13 protein-coding genes are annotated in these 16,005 nt (G+C 72.2%); 9 read left to right on the top strand and 4 right to left on the bottom strand.

What is annotated here, in order from left to right:
* The first annotated feature begins 101 nt into the window (after positions 1 to 101).
* From ACIQCZ_RS15815 to ACIQCZ_RS15795, 5 genes are all read left to right on the top strand, one after another.
* Positions 102 to 3,056, top strand: coding sequence for a GNAT family N-acetyltransferase (locus tag ACIQCZ_RS15815; protein WP_402282739.1), 2,955 nt, complete (start codon positions 102 to 104; stop codon positions 3,054 to 3,056).
* Between the two features lie 129 nt (positions 3,057 to 3,185).
* Positions 3,186 to 3,782, top strand: coding sequence for a DUF5998 family protein (locus ACIQCZ_RS15810; RefSeq protein WP_376272361.1), 597 nt, complete (start codon positions 3,186 to 3,188; stop codon positions 3,780 to 3,782).
* On the top strand, positions 3,782 to 4,969 hold the full coding sequence (locus tag ACIQCZ_RS15805; RefSeq protein ID WP_402282737.1) for an alkaline phosphatase family protein: 1,188 nt from the start codon (positions 3,782 to 3,784) through the stop codon (positions 4,967 to 4,969). The genes ACIQCZ_RS15810 and ACIQCZ_RS15805 overlap by 1 nt, the downstream gene beginning before the upstream one ends.
* Before the next feature lie 79 nt (positions 4,970 to 5,048).
* Positions 5,049 to 5,699, top strand: coding sequence for a thymidine kinase (locus tag ACIQCZ_RS15800; protein ID WP_402282736.1), 651 nt, complete (start codon positions 5,049 to 5,051; stop codon positions 5,697 to 5,699).
* A gap of 43 nt (positions 5,700 to 5,742) precedes the next feature.
* Positions 5,743 to 6,621: a PaaX family transcriptional regulator C-terminal domain-containing protein gene (locus tag ACIQCZ_RS15795; RefSeq protein WP_402282734.1), complete on the top strand. Its 879-nt coding sequence runs from the start codon at positions 5,743 to 5,745 to the stop codon at positions 6,619 to 6,621.
* Between the two features lie 20 nt (positions 6,622 to 6,641).
* On the opposite strand, the gene ACIQCZ_RS15790 is transcribed toward ACIQCZ_RS15795, so the two are convergent.
* Positions 6,642 to 7,418: a VOC family protein gene (locus ACIQCZ_RS15790; protein ID WP_402282733.1), complete on the bottom strand. Its 777-nt coding sequence runs from the start codon at positions 7,416 to 7,418 to the stop codon at positions 6,642 to 6,644.
* Positions 7,419 to 7,651: 233 nt separating this feature from the next.
* On the opposite strand from ACIQCZ_RS15790, the gene ACIQCZ_RS15785 reads away from it, so the two are divergent.
* On the top strand, positions 7,652 to 8,479 hold the full coding sequence (locus ACIQCZ_RS15785) for a sulfurtransferase (RefSeq protein ID WP_402282732.1): 828 nt from the start codon (positions 7,652 to 7,654) through the stop codon (positions 8,477 to 8,479).
* Positions 8,480 to 8,645: 166 nt separating this feature from the next.
* On the opposite strand, the gene sepH is transcribed toward ACIQCZ_RS15785, so the two are convergent.
* Entirely contained in the window at positions 8,646 to 9,707 is a 1,062-nt protein-coding gene (sepH, locus tag ACIQCZ_RS15780; RefSeq protein ID WP_376211799.1) for a septation protein SepH, read from the bottom strand.
* A gap of 496 nt (positions 9,708 to 10,203) precedes the next feature.
* Between sepH and ACIQCZ_RS15775 the strand changes: the two genes are divergently transcribed.
* Positions 10,204 to 11,208: a hypothetical protein gene (locus ACIQCZ_RS15775; protein ID WP_402282731.1), complete on the top strand. Its 1,005-nt coding sequence runs from the start codon at positions 10,204 to 10,206 to the stop codon at positions 11,206 to 11,208.
* Positions 11,209 to 11,221: 13 nt separating this feature from the next.
* Here the strand turns inward: ACIQCZ_RS15775 and ACIQCZ_RS15770 are convergent, their stop codons facing one another.
* Positions 11,222 to 12,544 carry a D-arabinono-1,4-lactone oxidase gene (locus ACIQCZ_RS15770; RefSeq protein ID WP_402282729.1) on the bottom strand — a complete coding sequence of 441 codons (1,323 nt, stop codon included), beginning with the start codon at positions 12,542 to 12,544 and terminating at the stop codon, positions 11,222 to 11,224.
* Complete coding sequence (locus ACIQCZ_RS15765; protein ID WP_402282728.1) at positions 12,501 to 13,748, bottom strand: MFS transporter; 1,248 nt, start codon at positions 13,746 to 13,748, stop codon at positions 12,501 to 12,503. Before ACIQCZ_RS15765 ends, ACIQCZ_RS15770 begins: the two co-directional genes overlap by 44 nt.
* A 152-nt stretch (positions 13,749 to 13,900) precedes the next feature.
* Here ACIQCZ_RS15765 and ACIQCZ_RS15760 point away from each other — a divergent pair, with 152 nt between their 5' ends.
* Together ACIQCZ_RS15760 and ACIQCZ_RS15755 are read left to right on the top strand one after the other, a co-directional pair.
* Complete coding sequence (locus tag ACIQCZ_RS15760) at positions 13,901 to 15,028, top strand: ferrochelatase (RefSeq protein ID WP_402282727.1); 1,128 nt, start codon at positions 13,901 to 13,903, stop codon at positions 15,026 to 15,028.
* Between the two features lie 38 nt (positions 15,029 to 15,066).
* Positions 15,067 to 15,885: an inositol monophosphatase family protein gene (locus ACIQCZ_RS15755; RefSeq protein ID WP_402282726.1), complete on the top strand. Its 819-nt coding sequence runs from the start codon at positions 15,067 to 15,069 to the stop codon at positions 15,883 to 15,885.
* Positions 15,886 to 16,005 lie beyond the last annotated feature (120 nt).

Raw genomic sequence — 16,005 nt, 5'->3', positions numbered from 1 at the left:
CGCGGCACGCCCAGAACCTGTGCTGCACCGCCGATCGGCCCCCTCAGACTGCCCCGGCCCCAGGCCCTACGCGACCGCTGACGGAGCCGTAGTCTTGGCCCATGCAGCCCTCGCCGGAGCAGAGTCCGCAGCACGCGTATCCCGACCACTGGGAAGCGGACGTCGTACTCCGGGACGGGGGAACCGCGCGGATCAGGCCCATCACCACGGACGACGCCGAACGGCTGGTCAGCTTCTACGAGCAGGTCTCCGACGAGTCGAAGTACTACCGCTTCTTCGCTCCGTACCCGCGTCTGTCCGACCGTGATGTGTACCGCTTCACCCATCACGACTACGTCGACCGGGTGGGCCTCGCGGTCACGGTCGGCGGCGAGTTCATCGCGACCGTCCGCTACGACCGGATCGACGAGCGGGGCAGGCCCGCCTCCGCGCCCGCCGACGAGGCCGAGGTCGCCTTCCTCGTACAGGACGCGCATCAGGGCCGGGGCGTGGCCTCGGCGCTCCTCGAACACATCGCGGCCGTCGCCCGAGAGCGGGGCATCCGCCGCTTCGCGGCCGAGGTGCTGCCCGCCAACAACAAGATGATCAAGGTGTTCCGGGACGCCGGCTACACCCAGCAGCGCAGCTTCGAGGACGGTTCCGTCCATCTCACCCTGGACCTCGAACCGACCGCGGAGTCGCTCGCGGTCCAGCGCGGCCGCGAACAGCGGGCCGAGGCGCGTTCCGTGCAACGGCTGCTCGCCCCCGGATCCATCGCCGTCATCGGCGTCGGGCGCACTCCCGGCGGGGTCGGCCGCACGGTCCTGCGCAATCTGCTCGGTGCCGGCTTCACCGGCCGCGCCTACGCCGTGAACCGCGCCTTCCCCGCCGACCAGGGCACGATCGACGGCGTCCCCGCGCACCGCTCCGTCGGCGAGATCGACGAGCCGGTCGACCTCGCGGTCGTCGCCGTCCCCGCCGACCGGGTTCCGGAGGCCGTGGCCGACTGCGGCGAGCACGGCGTCCAGGGCCTGGTCGTCCTCTCCGCCGGATACGCCGAATGGGGTGCCGAAGGCAGGGAACGACAGCGGGAACTCGTCCGTCAGGCCCGCTCGTACGGGATGCGGATCATCGGCCCGAACGCCTTCGGCGTCATCAACAACGCCGAGGCCGTCCGGCTGAACGCCTCTCTCGCCCCCGAGCCGCCCGCGCCCGGACGCATCGGCCTGTTCACCCAGTCCGGCGCGATCGGCATCGCACTGCTCTCCGGGCTCTACCGGCGCGGAGCCGGCCTCTCCACCTTCATCTCCGCAGGCAACCGCGCCGACATCTCGGGCAACGACTTCCTTCAGTACTGGTACGAGGACCCGGACACCGATGTCGCCCTGCTGTATCTCGAATCGATCGGCAATCCCCGCAAGTTCACCCGCCTCGCACGGCGCACCGCGGCCGTGAAGCCGGTGGTCGTGGTGAAGGGTGCCCGGCACAGCGGCTCCACTCCGCCAGGCCACGCGGTGCCGGTCAGCAGGATCCCCGACGCGACGGTCTCGGCGCTCATGCGGCAGGCGGGCGTGATCCGCGTCGACACGGTGACGGAGATGGTCGACGCGGGCCTCCTCCTCGCCGACCAGCCCCTCCCCGCGGGGCCGCGGGTCGCGATCCTGGGCAACTCCGAGTCGCTCGGTCTGCTCACGTACGACGCCTGCCTGGCCGAGGGGCTGCGCCCGCGCCCGCCCCGCGACCTCACCACCGCCGCCACCCCGCAGGACTTCCGCGACGCACTGACCGAGGCACTCGCCGACGAAGGCTGCGACTCGGTCGTCGTGACGGCGATCCCGTGGGTGGGAGAGGACGGCGAGGCCGAATCGGGCGACGGGGAGGTGCTGGCGACCGCACTGCACGCGGCCGCGGCCGCCGGCCCCGCCAAGCCGGTGGCCGTCGTCCATGTGGAGATCGGCGGCCTGGCGGAGGCTCTCGCCGCGGCCACCAGTACGGTCGCGCTGCCGCGCCCCGTCGCCGCCCCCGCCTCCACGCACACCGGAACCACCGCCTCCGCGCAGGCAACCGCCACCGGCCCCGGGCCCGCTCCTGCGGCACCCGGCCCCGGACCCGGGTCCACCGGCCCCGCGCGGCCCGCGGCACCGCGTTCCGCCGCCACCGGAGCGGACGGAGCGGACAGCCCCGGATCCGGCCCCCGCAACGGCCGGATCCCCGCCTACCCCGCCGCCGAGCGTGCCGTGCGGGCCCTGGCCGAAGCGGTGAGGTACGCGCAGTGGCGACGGCAGGCCGCCGTGCCGGGCAAGGTGCCCGAGTTCCTCGACGACACCATCGACGAGCCGGGTGCCGCCGATCTGATCCATGCCCTGCTCGGCCCCGACCCCGACCCGCGGGGCCGGCCGCTCGCGCCCGACGAGGCGCGGGAACTCCTGGGCCGCTACGGCATCACCGTGCGACCGACCCTCCCGGCCCCCGACCCGGAGGCCGCCGTCGCCGCGGCGGCCCGGCTCGGCTACCCCGTGGCCCTCAAGACCACCGCCCCCCATCTGCGCCACCGGGCCGATCTCGGCGGTGTCCGGCTGGACCTCGGCAACGAGAACGCACTTCGCCGGGCGTACGGCGAACTGACCGACCTGCTCGGCAAACCTGCCGAACTCCAGCCCGTCGTCCAGGCCATGGCGCCGCGCGGCGTCGACACCGTCGTCCGGGCCGCGATCGACCCGGCGGCCGGCGCCGTCCTCTCCTTCGGACTCGCGGGCGCGCCCTCCGAGCTCCTCGGCGACACCGCCCACCGCCTCGTTCCGGCCACCGACCGCGACGCAGCCGAGCTGATCCGGTCCATCCGGGCCGCCCCGGTGCTGTTCGGCTGGCGTGGAGCGGCGCCCGTGGACACCGCGGCGCTCGAAGAGCTGCTGCTGCGGGTGTCCCGGCTGGTCGACGACCACCCCGAGGTGGTCTCCATCGCCCTGGAACCGGTCGTGGTCGCCACCCAGGGGCTGACCGTTCTCGGTGCGAGCGTCCGGCTCTCGCCGCCCCCGGCCCGCACCGACCTCGGCCCCCGCCGGCTCCCCAACTACTGACCCGGGCGGCAGGCTTCGTCATCCGTCGCCGGACGGGGGTGAACGCGCGCCTCCGCTCACCGCTCGGGCCCAGGTCGGCCCTGCGCACAACGTCCCCGGCAGTCGTCCGTCCCCCGTAGGATGGTCCTCATGGCTAAGACCGGTACGACGACCCAGGGGCTGCGCGCGGCGATCGAGCGCAGTGGCTACTACCCGGCCCTCGTGGCCGAGGCGGTGGAGGCCGCCGTGGGCGGTGAGCCGGTCGCTTCGTACCTCGTGCACCAGGAGACCACCTTCGACTCCAACGAGGTGCGGCGCCATGTCACGGTCCTGGTCCTGACGGACAACCGATTCATCGTCAGCCACACCGACGAGCAGAACGCGGACACCAGCTCCCCCACGCCGTACGCCACCACCTCCACGGAGTCGGTCAAGCTGGACCGGATCTCGTCGGTCGTGGTGAGCCGTGTCGTGGCCAACCCCGAGAAGTACGTTCCGGGCACGCTGCCCCGCGAGGTCGTCCTCACCATCGGCTGGGGCGCCGTCTCCCGCATCGACCTGGAGCCGGCCGCCTGCGGCGACCCCAACTGCGAGGCCGACCACGGTTACACCGGCAGCTCCACCGCCGACGATCTGAGCCTGCGGGTCAGCGAGGCCGGTGACGGTCCGGACACCGTGCGCCAGACCCTCGCCTTCGCGCAGTCGCTGTCCGAGGCCACGGCCGCGACCGCGGCGACCGGCCGCTGATGGCCCAGCCGGCCTGGCAGGACCCTGTGCTGCTCCCCGTCGACACCGCCCCGGTCCCGGAGTACGGCAGCGGCTCGCTCTGCGATCTGCTGCCCACGCTCGTCGCCGGACAGGGCGTGCCGGGCTTCACCGCGGCGATCCCCGAACTCGCCCCGGCCGACCGGAACTGCGTGTTCCTGATCGACGGCCTCGGTTGGGAGCAGATCAAGGCCCACCCGGACGAGGCACCGTTTCTGCACTCCCTGCTCCCCACCTCGCGCGGCGGCACCGGCCGTCCGTTGACGGCGGGCTTCCCGGCCACCACCGCGACGTCGCTGGCCTCGGTCGGCACCGGCCTTCCGCCCGGCGAGCACGGCCTGCCCGGCTACACCGCGCGCAATCCGGAGACCGGCGAGCTGATGAACCAGCTCCGCTGGAAGCCCTGGACCTCGCCGAAGGCCTGGCAGCCGTACCCCACCGTCTTCTCGCTCGCCGAGGCCGCGGGGGTGTGCACCGCCCAGGTCTCCGCACCCGCCTTCGAGCAGACCCCGCTGACCGAGGTCGCACTCAGCGGGGGCTCGTTCCTCGGCCGGCTGTCCGGCGAGGAGCGGATGGACGTCGCCGCCGAACGGCTCGCCGCGGGTGACCGCTCGCTCGTCTACACCTACTACAGCGAGGTCGACGGCAAGGGGCACCGCTTCGGCGTGGACTCCGACGCCTGGCGGGGGCAGCTGATGTACGTGGACGGCCTGGCACGGCGGCTGGCCGAACAGCTTCCGCCCCGCTCGGCGCTGTACATCACCGCGGACCACGGCATGATCGACATCCCCTTCGACGAGCGGTCCCGGATCGACTTCGACGAGGACTGGGAGCTGCGTGCGGGCGTCGCCCTGCTCGGTGGCGAGGGCCGGGCACGGCATGTGTACGCGGTCCCGGGGGCCGAGAGCGACGTACTGACCGTCTGGCGGGAAGTGCTCGGGGAACAGTTCTGGGTGGCGAGCCGGGACGAGGCGATCGCGGCCGGCTGGTTCGGTCCGAGGATCGACGAACGTGTCCACGGGAGGATCGGCGATGTCGTCGCGGCGGCCCACGACGACGTGGTGATCACCGCCTCGGTCAATGAGCCGCACGAGTCCGCGATGGTCGGCATGCACGGCTCGATGACCCCCGTCGAGCAGCTCGTGCCACTGCTCGAAGTACGCTCGTAACCGCGTTTTTCCCATCGCAGGTCCGTCATCACCGTTTCGCGGCCCTGCCTCGCCCCGCCCGAAAGGTCCTCAGCCCCTCATGCCCGAGCTTGTGTTCTTCTCCGGAACGATGGACTGCGGAAAGAGCACGCTGGCGCTGCAGATCGGCCACAACCGTTCGGCGCGTGGCCTGCAAGGTGTGATCTTCACCCGTGACGACCGGGCGGGGGAGGGGAAGCTCTCCTCACGCCTGGGTCTCGTCACCGAGGCCGTCGAGGCCGATGAGGGCATGGACCTGTACGCGCACCTCGTCGACCGGATAAGCCGGGGCGGCCGGGCGGACTACGTGATCGTGGACGAGGCACAGTTCCTGGCCCCCGTCCAGATCGACCAGCTCGCCCGTGTCGTCGACGACCTCGACATGGACGTCTTCGCGTTCGGTATCACCACGGACTTCCGGACCAAGCTGTTCCCCGGATCCCAGCGGCTGATCGAACTGGCCGACCGGGTCGAGACGCTCCAGGTCGAAGCGCTCTGCTGGTGCGGTGCCCGGGCCACGCACAATGCCCGGACGGTCGGGGGCGAGATGGTCGTCGAAGGCGCCCAGGTGGTGGTGGGAGACGTCAACCAGCAGGCGGGCGAGGTCGGTTACGAGGTGTTGTGCCGCCGTCACCACCAGCGCAGGACGACCAGCGCGAGCGCCCGCGCGGGCGCGCTCTCCCCGGACGTGCTGCCCGTCTCTCCTGCCTGAACCGTCCCCTCCGGTGTCGGGTACGGATGCTTAGGATGACGCTGTGAACACGGTGAGCGCAAAAGAGGCCGAGTCCGAATCGGGCCCGCTGGGCAAGGTGCAGCCGAGGCAGCTGATCGTGACGGTCTACGGACTGTACGCGCGCGACACCGACGGCTGGATGTCCGTGGCCTCGCTGATCCAGCTGCTGGCCGACCTCGGTGTCGAGGGCCCCACCGTGCGCTCCTCGGTCTCCCGGCTGAAGCGCGCCGGACTGCTCGACGCGGAATCGGTCTCCGGAGCCGCCGGATACCGGATCTCACCCGAGACCGAACGCATTCTGCGCGACGGTGATCCACGCATCTTCGCGGCCCGCAGGGCCACGGTGGACGAGGGCTGGGTGCTGGTGGTCTTCTCCGTGCCCGAGTCCGAACGGGCCAGGCGACACACCCTGCGCACCCAGCTGACGCGGCTCGGCTTCGGGTCCGTGTCGGCCGGGGTGTGGATCGCACCGGGACACGTGCACGACGAGGCGGAGGACATGCTGGCCCGGCACGGGCTGCGTTCGTACGCCGACCTGTTCCGGGCCGACTACCTCTCCGTGGCCGGGGGCGAGGACGGCGCAGCGGACCTGGCCGCGAAGGTCCGCTCCTGGTGGGACACCGTCCGCCTGCAGCGGCTGTACGTCGAATTCCTCGCGGCGCACCGTCCGGTGGCCGAGCAGATCGCGAGCGGTGGGGCGGTGACGGACCGCGAGGCGTTCACGACGTACATCAGGGTGCTCACCGACTGGCGTCGGCTCGTCTACCTCGACCCGGGCGTGGCGCGTGAACTGCTGCCGACGGAGTGGAGCGGAACCGAAGCATCCGAACTCTTCGACGAGATACATGCCCGACTGGCCGGCCCCGCCCACCGCCATGTCGAACGGGTCCGGGCCGGCTGACCGCCCCGCGGCCCGACGGCTCAGCGAGCCGCCGACCGCAGGATCGTGAACGCGGCGCCCTCCGGGTCCGCCACGGTCGCCACCCGGCCGCTCGATCCCTCGCGGGGCGGCTGCAGGATGTATCCGCCGAGGTCCACCACACGATGGGCGGCCTCGTCGGTGTCGTCGACCTCGAAGTACGTCATCCAGTGCGGCCCGCGGTCGCGCGGCAGGGCGCGTCCGACACCGTGCAGCGAGGCCACCGGGCGGCCGTGCAGATGCAGGGTCTGGTAGTCGAAATCGGCCGAGACCACGGCCTCCGGCTCGTAGCCGAAGACCGTCTGGTAGAACTTGCAGACCGTCGACGTCTCGCGGGTCACCAGCTCGTTCCAGACCGGGGTGCCGTGGGCGCCCGCGAGTGCCGTACCCATGTGCGCGGCGGCCTGCCAGATGCCGAAGACCGCGCCACTGGGATCGGAGGCGATGGCGAGCCGGCCCGCCGCACCCGCGTCGAGCGGTCCGACGGCCACCGTGCCGCCGCAGGAGCGGATCACCTCCGCCGTGACATCGGCGTTGTCGGTGGCCAGATACGTCGTCCAGGCGACCGGCAGATGGCGTTCGGGCGGCAGTTGTCCGATGCCCGCGACCACTTTCCCGTCGATCAGTGCGCGGACGTACGGACCCAGCTGATCCGGTCCGGGCACGAACTCCCAGCCGAACAGGGCGGCGTAGAAGTCCTGGGTCGCGCTCAGTCCGTGCACGATCAGACTCACCCAGCAAGGTGTTCCAGGCGTGCGCCGGGCGGCAGCCTCGGTCATCGTCACTCTCTCCTCGGACCATCGTGGTGGCCGTACGGGGGGAACGGGGCCGGTGTGCCGCCGTGCGGTACAGGATGTGTACGCCCCGTGCAGATGCTTGCACCACCCGGCGCACGATGTGCCCCGGCCGCGCCGCACTTTCCGGGATCTCGACTGAGGGAGACCGGTTTTGTGTGGTACGTCCGCTTCGACGGTATGACGAGTGGGGCGGCTCCTGCGCGAGGATGGCACCCATGAAGCCCATCATCACGGCATCCGAATACGCGAGCGAGTCGACGGGGCCACGTCCGCCGGTGCTCCTGGACGTACGTTGGCAGCTGGGCGGCCCGCACGGCCGACCCGATTACGAGGCCGGGCACATTCCCGGCGCGGTCTTTGTCGACCTGGACGCGGAACTCGCCGGTCCGGCGGGCGCCGGCGGCCGTCATCCGCTGCCCGATCCGGAGGAGTTCGGTGCGGTGATGCGCCGGGCCGGTGTCTCCCGGGACACCCCGGTGGTCGTGTACGACGGCGGCCAGGGCTGGGCGGCGGCGCGCGCCTGGTGGCTGCTGCGCTGGACGGGGCACGAGGACGTGCGCGTCCTGGACGGCGGTCTCGCCGCCTGGAAGGGAGATCTCCAGAAGGAGGCCCCGATCCCGGCCGAGGGCGACTTCCGGCCGGTCCCAGGTGCGCTGCCGCTGCTGGACGCGGACGGGGCGGCGGCGCTGGCTCGTACCGGACTGCTGCTCGACGCGCGGGCCGCCGAGCGCTACCGGGGCGATGTGGAGCCGATCGACCGGGTGGGCGGGCACATCCCGGGTGCTGTCTCGGCCCCGACCTCCGAGAACGTGCGGGACGACGGCCGATTCCTGCCCGCCCGGTCGTTGGCGGCCCGTTTCGAGGGGCTCGGTGCCGACCGGGCACCGGAGGTCGGCGTCTACTGCGGCTCCGGCGTGTCCGGTGCCCACGAGGTGCTGGCCCTGGCCGTCGCCGGGATCACTGCGGCGCTGTACGCGGGTTCCTGGTCCGAGTGGTCCGCGGACGAGTCCCGCCCGGTGGCCACGGGACCCGACCCTCAGTAACGAGACCTGCGCCGCGCGGATCGGCCGGCACCGCCGCAGGGCGCCCCGGCCGCGCGCGGCCGGGGCGCATCCGTCACGAGGGGTGCGTAAGAAATGAGGGGTGCGTAAGACACGGGGGCCCGTACGCAGTGGCGTACGGGCCCCCGTCATGCTGCGGTCACCCCGCTCAGTCCTGCTTTTTGCGGCGCGTACCGAAGACGATCTCGTCCCAGCTCGGCACGGCGGCACGGCGGCCCGGACGGACGCCGTCCGCCTCGGCCTGGCGATCCGTCGTCCCGGTCAGCCGGTCGCGGTGACCCGCCACCGCCCGCGGCATCAGCACATCCGCATAGGCGGAACCGGCGCCGGCGGAGGCCGCCGCGGCGGGCGGCTCATCGGCCTCCGGTTCCTGCGCGGCGGGTTCGATGGCCGGAGGCTCGGGCGGCGCGGGCCGCTCGGGCACCACCATGTCGCCACGGAAGCTCGGTACCGCCTCCAGCAGGCTGGTCAGCGAATCGCGCTCGCCGGCCGAGATGCCGCCGATGTGTTCCTCGGGCTCGGGGACCGGGGCCGTCGGGCGCTCCATCTGGCGGTCCAGGGCGCGGTCGAGCGGCCTGTCGCGAGGCAGCCTGGCGATCCGCGGCACGAACGGGAAGCTCGGCTCGGGCGCGGCGACGTCGTCGGTCTCGCCGATCAGCGAACGCGCCTCGTCGTCCACGGCCTGAACCAGTCGGCGCGGTGCGTCGTACGTCCAGCTCGCCGAGTGCGGCTCGCCCGCGACCCGGTAGACCAGCAGGACCTCCCAGGTGCCGTCGTCACGGCGCCAGGAATCCCACTGAACGGTCTCCTTGTCTGCGCCGCGCAGCAGCAGCCGCTCCTTCACCGCCTCGCCGAGCTGGGGGCCGGTGTTCTCGCCGGGACGGCGCACAGGAGTCTTCCGGGCCCGCTCGGCCATGAAGGCGCGCTCCGCGAGCACGGGGCCCTCGAAGCGGCGGACACGGTCGACCGGGATGCCGGCGAATTGGGCGACCTCCTCCGCGGAGGCACCGGCTCGTATCCGGGCCTGGATGTCGCGGGGGCGGAGATGGCTCTCCACCTCGATCTCGATCTGGCCGAGCCGCGCGCGGTCGTTGCGCACGGCGGCTCGCAGCCGCTCGTCGATCGGAAGCGTGTATTCCGTGCTGTCTGCAGCCTTGAGCACCAGTCGTGTGCCGTCGTTGGAGACGGCCACGACACGCAGTTCGGGCATGGGGACCTCCCGGGTGGTGCCTGCCGACGTCACGTGCGTCGCTGCTTCCGCTAGTCGAGTGTGGCCTGCCCGGGTGCAGCCTGCCACAACATTGCCGTGTTGCCCGGCGTGTCGGGCGTGAGCCCTTGATCGCCGGTATGACACGGTGACCTATTGTGCAACACAAAGTGACCGCTGGTCACCTCGTGTAGCCAGTCCCCGTGCGATGCCGTGGCGCCGCCGGATCGAGTGCCTCCTTCGGCCCCCTCCCGAAGATCCCGGACACCCATGCGGGAGTCCGGCCCCAGGGCTCGCCACAGTACTCCATTCGGGCCATGTGGGTGGACCGCCGCGCCGCCGAAGTTCTCGTGAGGTGCGGGAGTTGAGCCGCCCGGTCCGGCGCGGGCGACCTTCAGGCGTGTCCTGCTTCACAGAATCTCCTGAAGCGGAACTATTCACTTCGTTCAAATGTCCCTTCCTGTTGCATGGTGGGAGAGATGTCAATCAAGGGCTGGAAATGGTGCAGAAGCCGGAAAGTGACATAGAACCCAAAGAAAGGCGTATAGATCTGAGCCTGCCGCAGGTGGCGGGCAGCGCGGTGGCAGCGGTCGCGGCGGCCGTGGCCGCCTCCCAGCTGGGGGTGTACGGAACGATCCTCGGCGCGGGCGTCATGAGCGTCGTCGCCACCTGTGGCGGTTCGGTCTTCCAGCACTTCTTCCGCCGCACGGGGGAGCAGATCCGCGAGGTCACGGTGCAGGTGAAGCACCCGGGCCGGGAGGTGACCGTGCGTACGCGGGAGGCCGTCGACGCGCGCGGGGCACAGGGGGGACGGCGGCCACCGGCCGGGACCCCCGACGGTGCCGCGGACGCCACCACGGTGATGCCCGCCATGGACGCCACGACCGTGCTGCGCGGCGTGCCGGTGGATCCGGACCGTACGCGGCTGCTGCGGCGGTTCGACGGGACGCGGTCGGTCACGGCGGGCCCTCCGGACCAGGACGAGGAGTTCTCCGAAGCCACCACCCACGGCACCCGGCTCCGGGGCTGGAAGCGGTCGGCGCTCGGGGCGGCCGTCGTCTTCGCCGTGACGATGGCCGGGATCACCACGTTCGAGCTGGTCTCCGGCAATGGCCTGAGCGGCGGCCAGGGAACCACCGTGGGCTCCGTCGTACGCGGTGGGGAACGGGGCTCGGGGTCGAAGGACCCGGCGCCGTCGACCAGCGAGGGACCCGGCCGGGGACAGAACCCCGGCAAGGAGAGCGGCACGACGCCCGGCACGAGCCCGCAGGACGGGCGGAGCGGGAACCCCGACGCCGGTCAGGGCGACCGTTCCTCGGCCGATCCGACGCCCAGCCCCACGCCGTCCGACAACACCGGAAGCGTGACCGGCCCGTCCCCGGCGGCCACGCCCTCCCCGGCGGCGCCCGGCAACGGCGGCAGCACCGGCCCGGACACCACGGGCGCGGGCGACGCCCCCGCACAGGGCGACGGAGCCACCGCGGGCACGGGCACCGGGCAGTGAACGGTCATGGCGCTCAGCCGCCCAGTACCCGGCGCAGATAGTCGTTGCCGAAGAGCCGGTCCGGGTCCAGCCGGTCGCGTACGGCGGTGAACTCGCCGAACCGCGGGTACACCCCGGCGAGGTACTCGGCATCGCGGGTGTTGACCTTCCCCCAGTGCGGCCGGCCGGCATGGGCCGTCATGATCCGCTCGACCGCCGTGAAGTACGCCTGGTAGGGCGTGCCCCTGTAGAGGTGGACGGCGATGTACGCGCTCTCCCGGCCCGAGGCCGTGGAGAGCGCGATGTCGTCGGCGGGGGCGGTGCGGACCTCCACCGGGAAGCTGATCCGCAGGGGCGAACGCTCGACCATGGCCTTGACCTCGCGCAGTGCCTCCACGGCCGCCTCGCGCGGCAGCGCGTACTCCATCTCCACGAAGCGCACGCGGCGCGGGCTGGTGAAGACCTTGTACGGGATGTCGGTGTACGTACGGGCCGACAGGGCGCGGCTGGAGATCTTGGCGATCGAGGGAATGGCGGCCGGGACCGCCCGGCCGAGCGAACAGGCCACCTGGAAGATCCCGTTGGAGAGGAGCTCGTCCTCGATCCAGCCGCTGACCCTACCGGGTGGGGCGGCGGGGCCCGCGCTGCGGTTGTTGCGCTTGGTGTTGCAGTTGCCGGTGTGCGGGAACCAGTAGAACTCGAAGTGCTCGTTCTCGGCGACCAGCTCGTCGAAATCCGCCGTGACCCGGTCGAAGCCCATCGGTTCCTCGCGGGCCGTCAGCAGGAAGACGGGTTCCACGGCGAAGGTGATCGCCGTGACGACGCCCAGGGCACCCAGCCCGATCCGGGCGACGGCGAAGACGTCGGCGTTCTCCTTCTCCGAACAGGTCAGCACCGTGCCGTCGGCCGTGACGAGTTCGAGGGCGCGGATCTGCGCGGATATGGACGCCGAGTCACGACCGGTGCCGTGGGTTCCGGTGGAGGTGGCCCCGGCGACCGTCTGCTCCATGATGTCGCCCATGTTGGTGAGCGACAGGCCCTCCCTGGCCAGAGCGGTGTTCAGCCGCTTCAGCGGGGTGCCGGCCTCGACGGTCACCGTCATCGCCTCGCGGTCGATCTTCCGGATGCCGGTGAGCAGATCCGGGCGGATCAGCACGCCGTCCGTGGCCGCCGCCGCGGTGAAGGAGTGCCCGGTGCCGACCGGCTTCACCTTCAGCCCGTCCTCGGACGCCCGGCGCAGCGCCTCGGCGAGTTCCGGCACGGAGGCGGGGGACACGGCCCGTACCGGGCGGGCGCTGACGTTCCCAGCCCAGTTACGCCACGCGTTCGTCGTCGTCCGTGCGTCGGTGTCGGTCATCTGCCCCGCGCCCTTCCGTAGGAACCGGCCCGCTGAGCCGGCGATACCCCAGGAACGCCACCGCGGCCGCGAGCGCTCCCGCCACGGCGGGCACCGCGTACCCCGCCTCGGCCCCGGACGCGTCGACCACCCAGCCTGCGGCCGAGGAGCCGAGCGCCACGCCGACGGCGAGCCCGGTGCTGGTCCAGGTCATGCCCTCGGTCAGTTTGGTGCGCGGTACGTGCTGTTCGACGAGGGCCATGGTGGTCACCATCGTCGGTGCGATGGCGAGGCCCGCGACAAAGAGCGCCACGGCCAGAAACGGGAGGCTCCCGGCCAGTTGGAGGGGGATCATACTCACGGCCATCGCACACACACCCACCAGCCACCGGGTGGCAGCCCGCCCCTTGAGGTGAAGCAGGCCGAAAACGGCTCCGGCCAGACAGGAGCCCAGCGCGTACACGGCCAGCACAAGGCTCGCCGCGGCCTTGTGGCCCCGCTCCTCGGCGAAGGCCACCGTCACGACGTCGACGGCCCCGAAGATCGCCCCCGTCGCCACGAACGTCACCACCAGCACCCTCAGCCCCGTGGAGCGCAGCGCGGAGCCGTCGGTGTGCTGCTCGCGCGGATGCGGCACCGGCTCGGTGGCACGCTGCGCGGTCAGCCAGAAGACGCCGACCAGCAGGAAGCCGGCCGCGAGCAGCGGTCCCGCCTCCGGGAACCAGGCGGTGGACAGACCGATCGAGATGATCGGCCCGAAGATGAAGCACACCTCGTCGACGATCGACTCCCACGAGTACGCCGTGTGCAACTGCTGCGGCGATCCGCGGTAGATGTCCGCCCAGCGGGCCCGGATCATCGAGCCCACGCTGGGGACGGCGCCGGCGCCCGCCGCGAAGACGAAGAGCGTCCAGTCCGGCAGCCGCTGCTGCGCACAGATCAGCAGGCCGGCCACCGCCGCCAGCGCGACCAGGGTCACGGGGCGCAGCACGCGGCGCTGCCCGTGCCGGTCGACCAGCCGGGAGATCTGCGGCCCGATCACCGCCGCCGACATCGCCAGCGTCGCGGAGAGCGCGCCCGCGAGCCCGTAACGGCCGGTGAGCTGGGAAACCATGGTCACCACGCCGATGCCCATCATGGACAGCGGCATCCGGCCTAGGAATCCGGCCGCCGAGAACCCCTTGGTGCCGGGGGCGGCGAAAATCGCGCGGTAGGGACTGGGCAAGGAGGGCTCCGGAACAGCGTGATCGCACGCGCCAGTAATGCGTGAATATGGCCGGTACAGCTTACGGTCGGATCGGGCGCCCCGACACGGGGGTGGGCCGGGAGCCGATGTCGGTGGGAGCGCCGTCCGAGGCGGGTGGCAGGATCGGTGCCATGTCCGATCTGCGCGATCCCGCTCCCTACGACGCCCTCCTGCTCCTCTCCTTCGGTGGCCCCGAAGGCCCGGACGACGTGGTCCCGTTCCTGGCGAATGTGACCCGTGGCCGCGGCATCCCCGAGGAGCGGCTGAAGGAGGTCGGCAAGCACTACTTCCTGTTCGGCGGCGTCAGCCCGATCAACGCCCAGAACAGAGCCCTGCTGGACGCCCTGCGCACGGACTTCGCGGAGCACGGGCTCGATGTGCCGGTGTACTGGGGAAACCGCAACTGGGCGCCGTACCTCACCGACACCCTGCGTGAGATGGTCGCCGACGGACACCGCCGCATCGCCGTCCTCGCCACCAGCGCCTACGCCTCCTACTCGGGCTGTCGGCAGTACCGCGAGAATCTGGCCGAATCCCTGGCCGCCCTGGAGGCCGAGGGCCTGCCGGTGCCCCGGGTCGACAAGCTCCGGCACTACTTCAACCATCCCGGGTTCGTGCAGCCCATGGTGGACGGTGTCCTCGCCTCGCTGGCCGGCCTCCCCGAGGACGTACGGGACGGGGCGCACCTCGCCTTCACCACGCACTCCATCCCCGTCTCCGCCGCCGACACCTCCGGCCCGGTGGAGGCGCACGGCGACGGCGGCGCCTATGTCGCGGAACACCTCGACGTCGCCCGGCTGATCGTCGACGCGGTGCGCGAGGAGACCGGCGTGGAGTACCCCTGGCAGCTCGTCTACCAGTCCCGCAGCGGTGCCCCGCACATCCCGTGGCTGGAGCCCGACATCTGCGACCACCTGGAGACACTGCACGGCGAGGGCGTACCCGCCGTGGTGATGGCCCCCATCGGTTTCGTCTCGGACCACATGGAAGTGCTCTACGACCTCGACACGGAGGCCACCGCGAAGGCCGCCGAGCTCGGCCTCCCGGTGCGCAGGTCCGCGACCGTGGGCGCCGACCCCCGGTTTGCCGCCGCCGTGCGGGAGCTGGTGCTGGAGCGCGCGGCCGCCGAACAGGGTCGCGGCGCGCGGCCGTGCGCGCTGGGCGGGCTCGGCCCGAGCCATGACCTCTGCCCGGTCGGCTGCTGCCCGGCGCGGGCTCCCAGGCCCGCCGCCGCGGGCGCCGACAGCCCGTACGCGTGACAAGCCCCCTGCCGCACGTCTGAGCACCCTGGAGCGCCGTGACCGACCCGAACCCCACCGAACTGCTCGACCTCGCCCTGGAGGCCGCCCACCGGGCCGGTGCGCTGCTGCGCGACGGCCGTCCGGCCGACCTGGGAGTGGCAGCGACCAAGTCCAGCCCCATCGACGTCGTCACCGAGATGGACATCGCAGCCGAGAAGCTGATCACCGGCTTCCTCGCCGATCGCCGCCCCCAGGACGGCTTCCTCGGTGAGGAAGGGGCCAGCGCGGCGGGCAGCAGCGGAATCCGCTGGGTCATCGATCCGCTCGACGGCACGGTGAACTACCTGTACGGACTGCCGACATGGGCCGTCTCCATCGCCGCCGAACGGGACGGCGAACGGATCGTGGGAGTGGTGGAGGCCCCGATGCGCCGCGAGACGTACCAGGCGGTGCTCGGCGGCGGGGCGTACGCGAAGGGCGGTGCGTACGGTGCGGGCACCGCGCTGCGCTGCCGGCCCGCGCCGCCGCTCGACCAGGCGCTCGTCTCGACCGGCTTCAACTACGTCGGTCACGTCCGGACGCACCAGGCGGACGTGGCCCAGAAGCTGATTCCGCGGCTGCGTGACATCCGGCGCAGCGGTTCCGCCGCCGTGGACCTCTGCGACGTCGCGTCCGGCCGTCTCGACGGCTACTACGAGCGCGGGCTCCACCCGTGGGACCTTGCCGCCGGGGACCTCATCGCCAGGGAGGCGGGGGCGTGCACCGGCGGCCGTCCTGGGCTGCCCGCCGACGGCGACCTGACGGTGGCCGCGACACCAGGTGTCTTCGAGCCGCTGCAGAGCCTCCTGGAGGAGTTCGGAGCCTGGCACGACTGAAACCCGGCCGCCGGAGTCCTCCGGCGCGGGGGGGGGGGGCCCCCCCCCCCCCCCCCCCCCCCGGGGGGGGGGGGGGGGGGGGGGGGGTGTGGGGGGGCCGCGGCGCCCCAACCCCGAGGG

Origin of the sequence: Streptomyces sp. NPDC093149, assembly GCF_044754145.1 — a bacterium.
Taxonomy (GTDB): domain Bacteria; phylum Actinomycetota; class Actinomycetes; order Streptomycetales; family Streptomycetaceae; genus Streptomyces.
The sequence above is the reverse complement of the archived record's forward strand: the minus strand, read 5'-3'. Positions and strand labels throughout refer to the sequence as shown.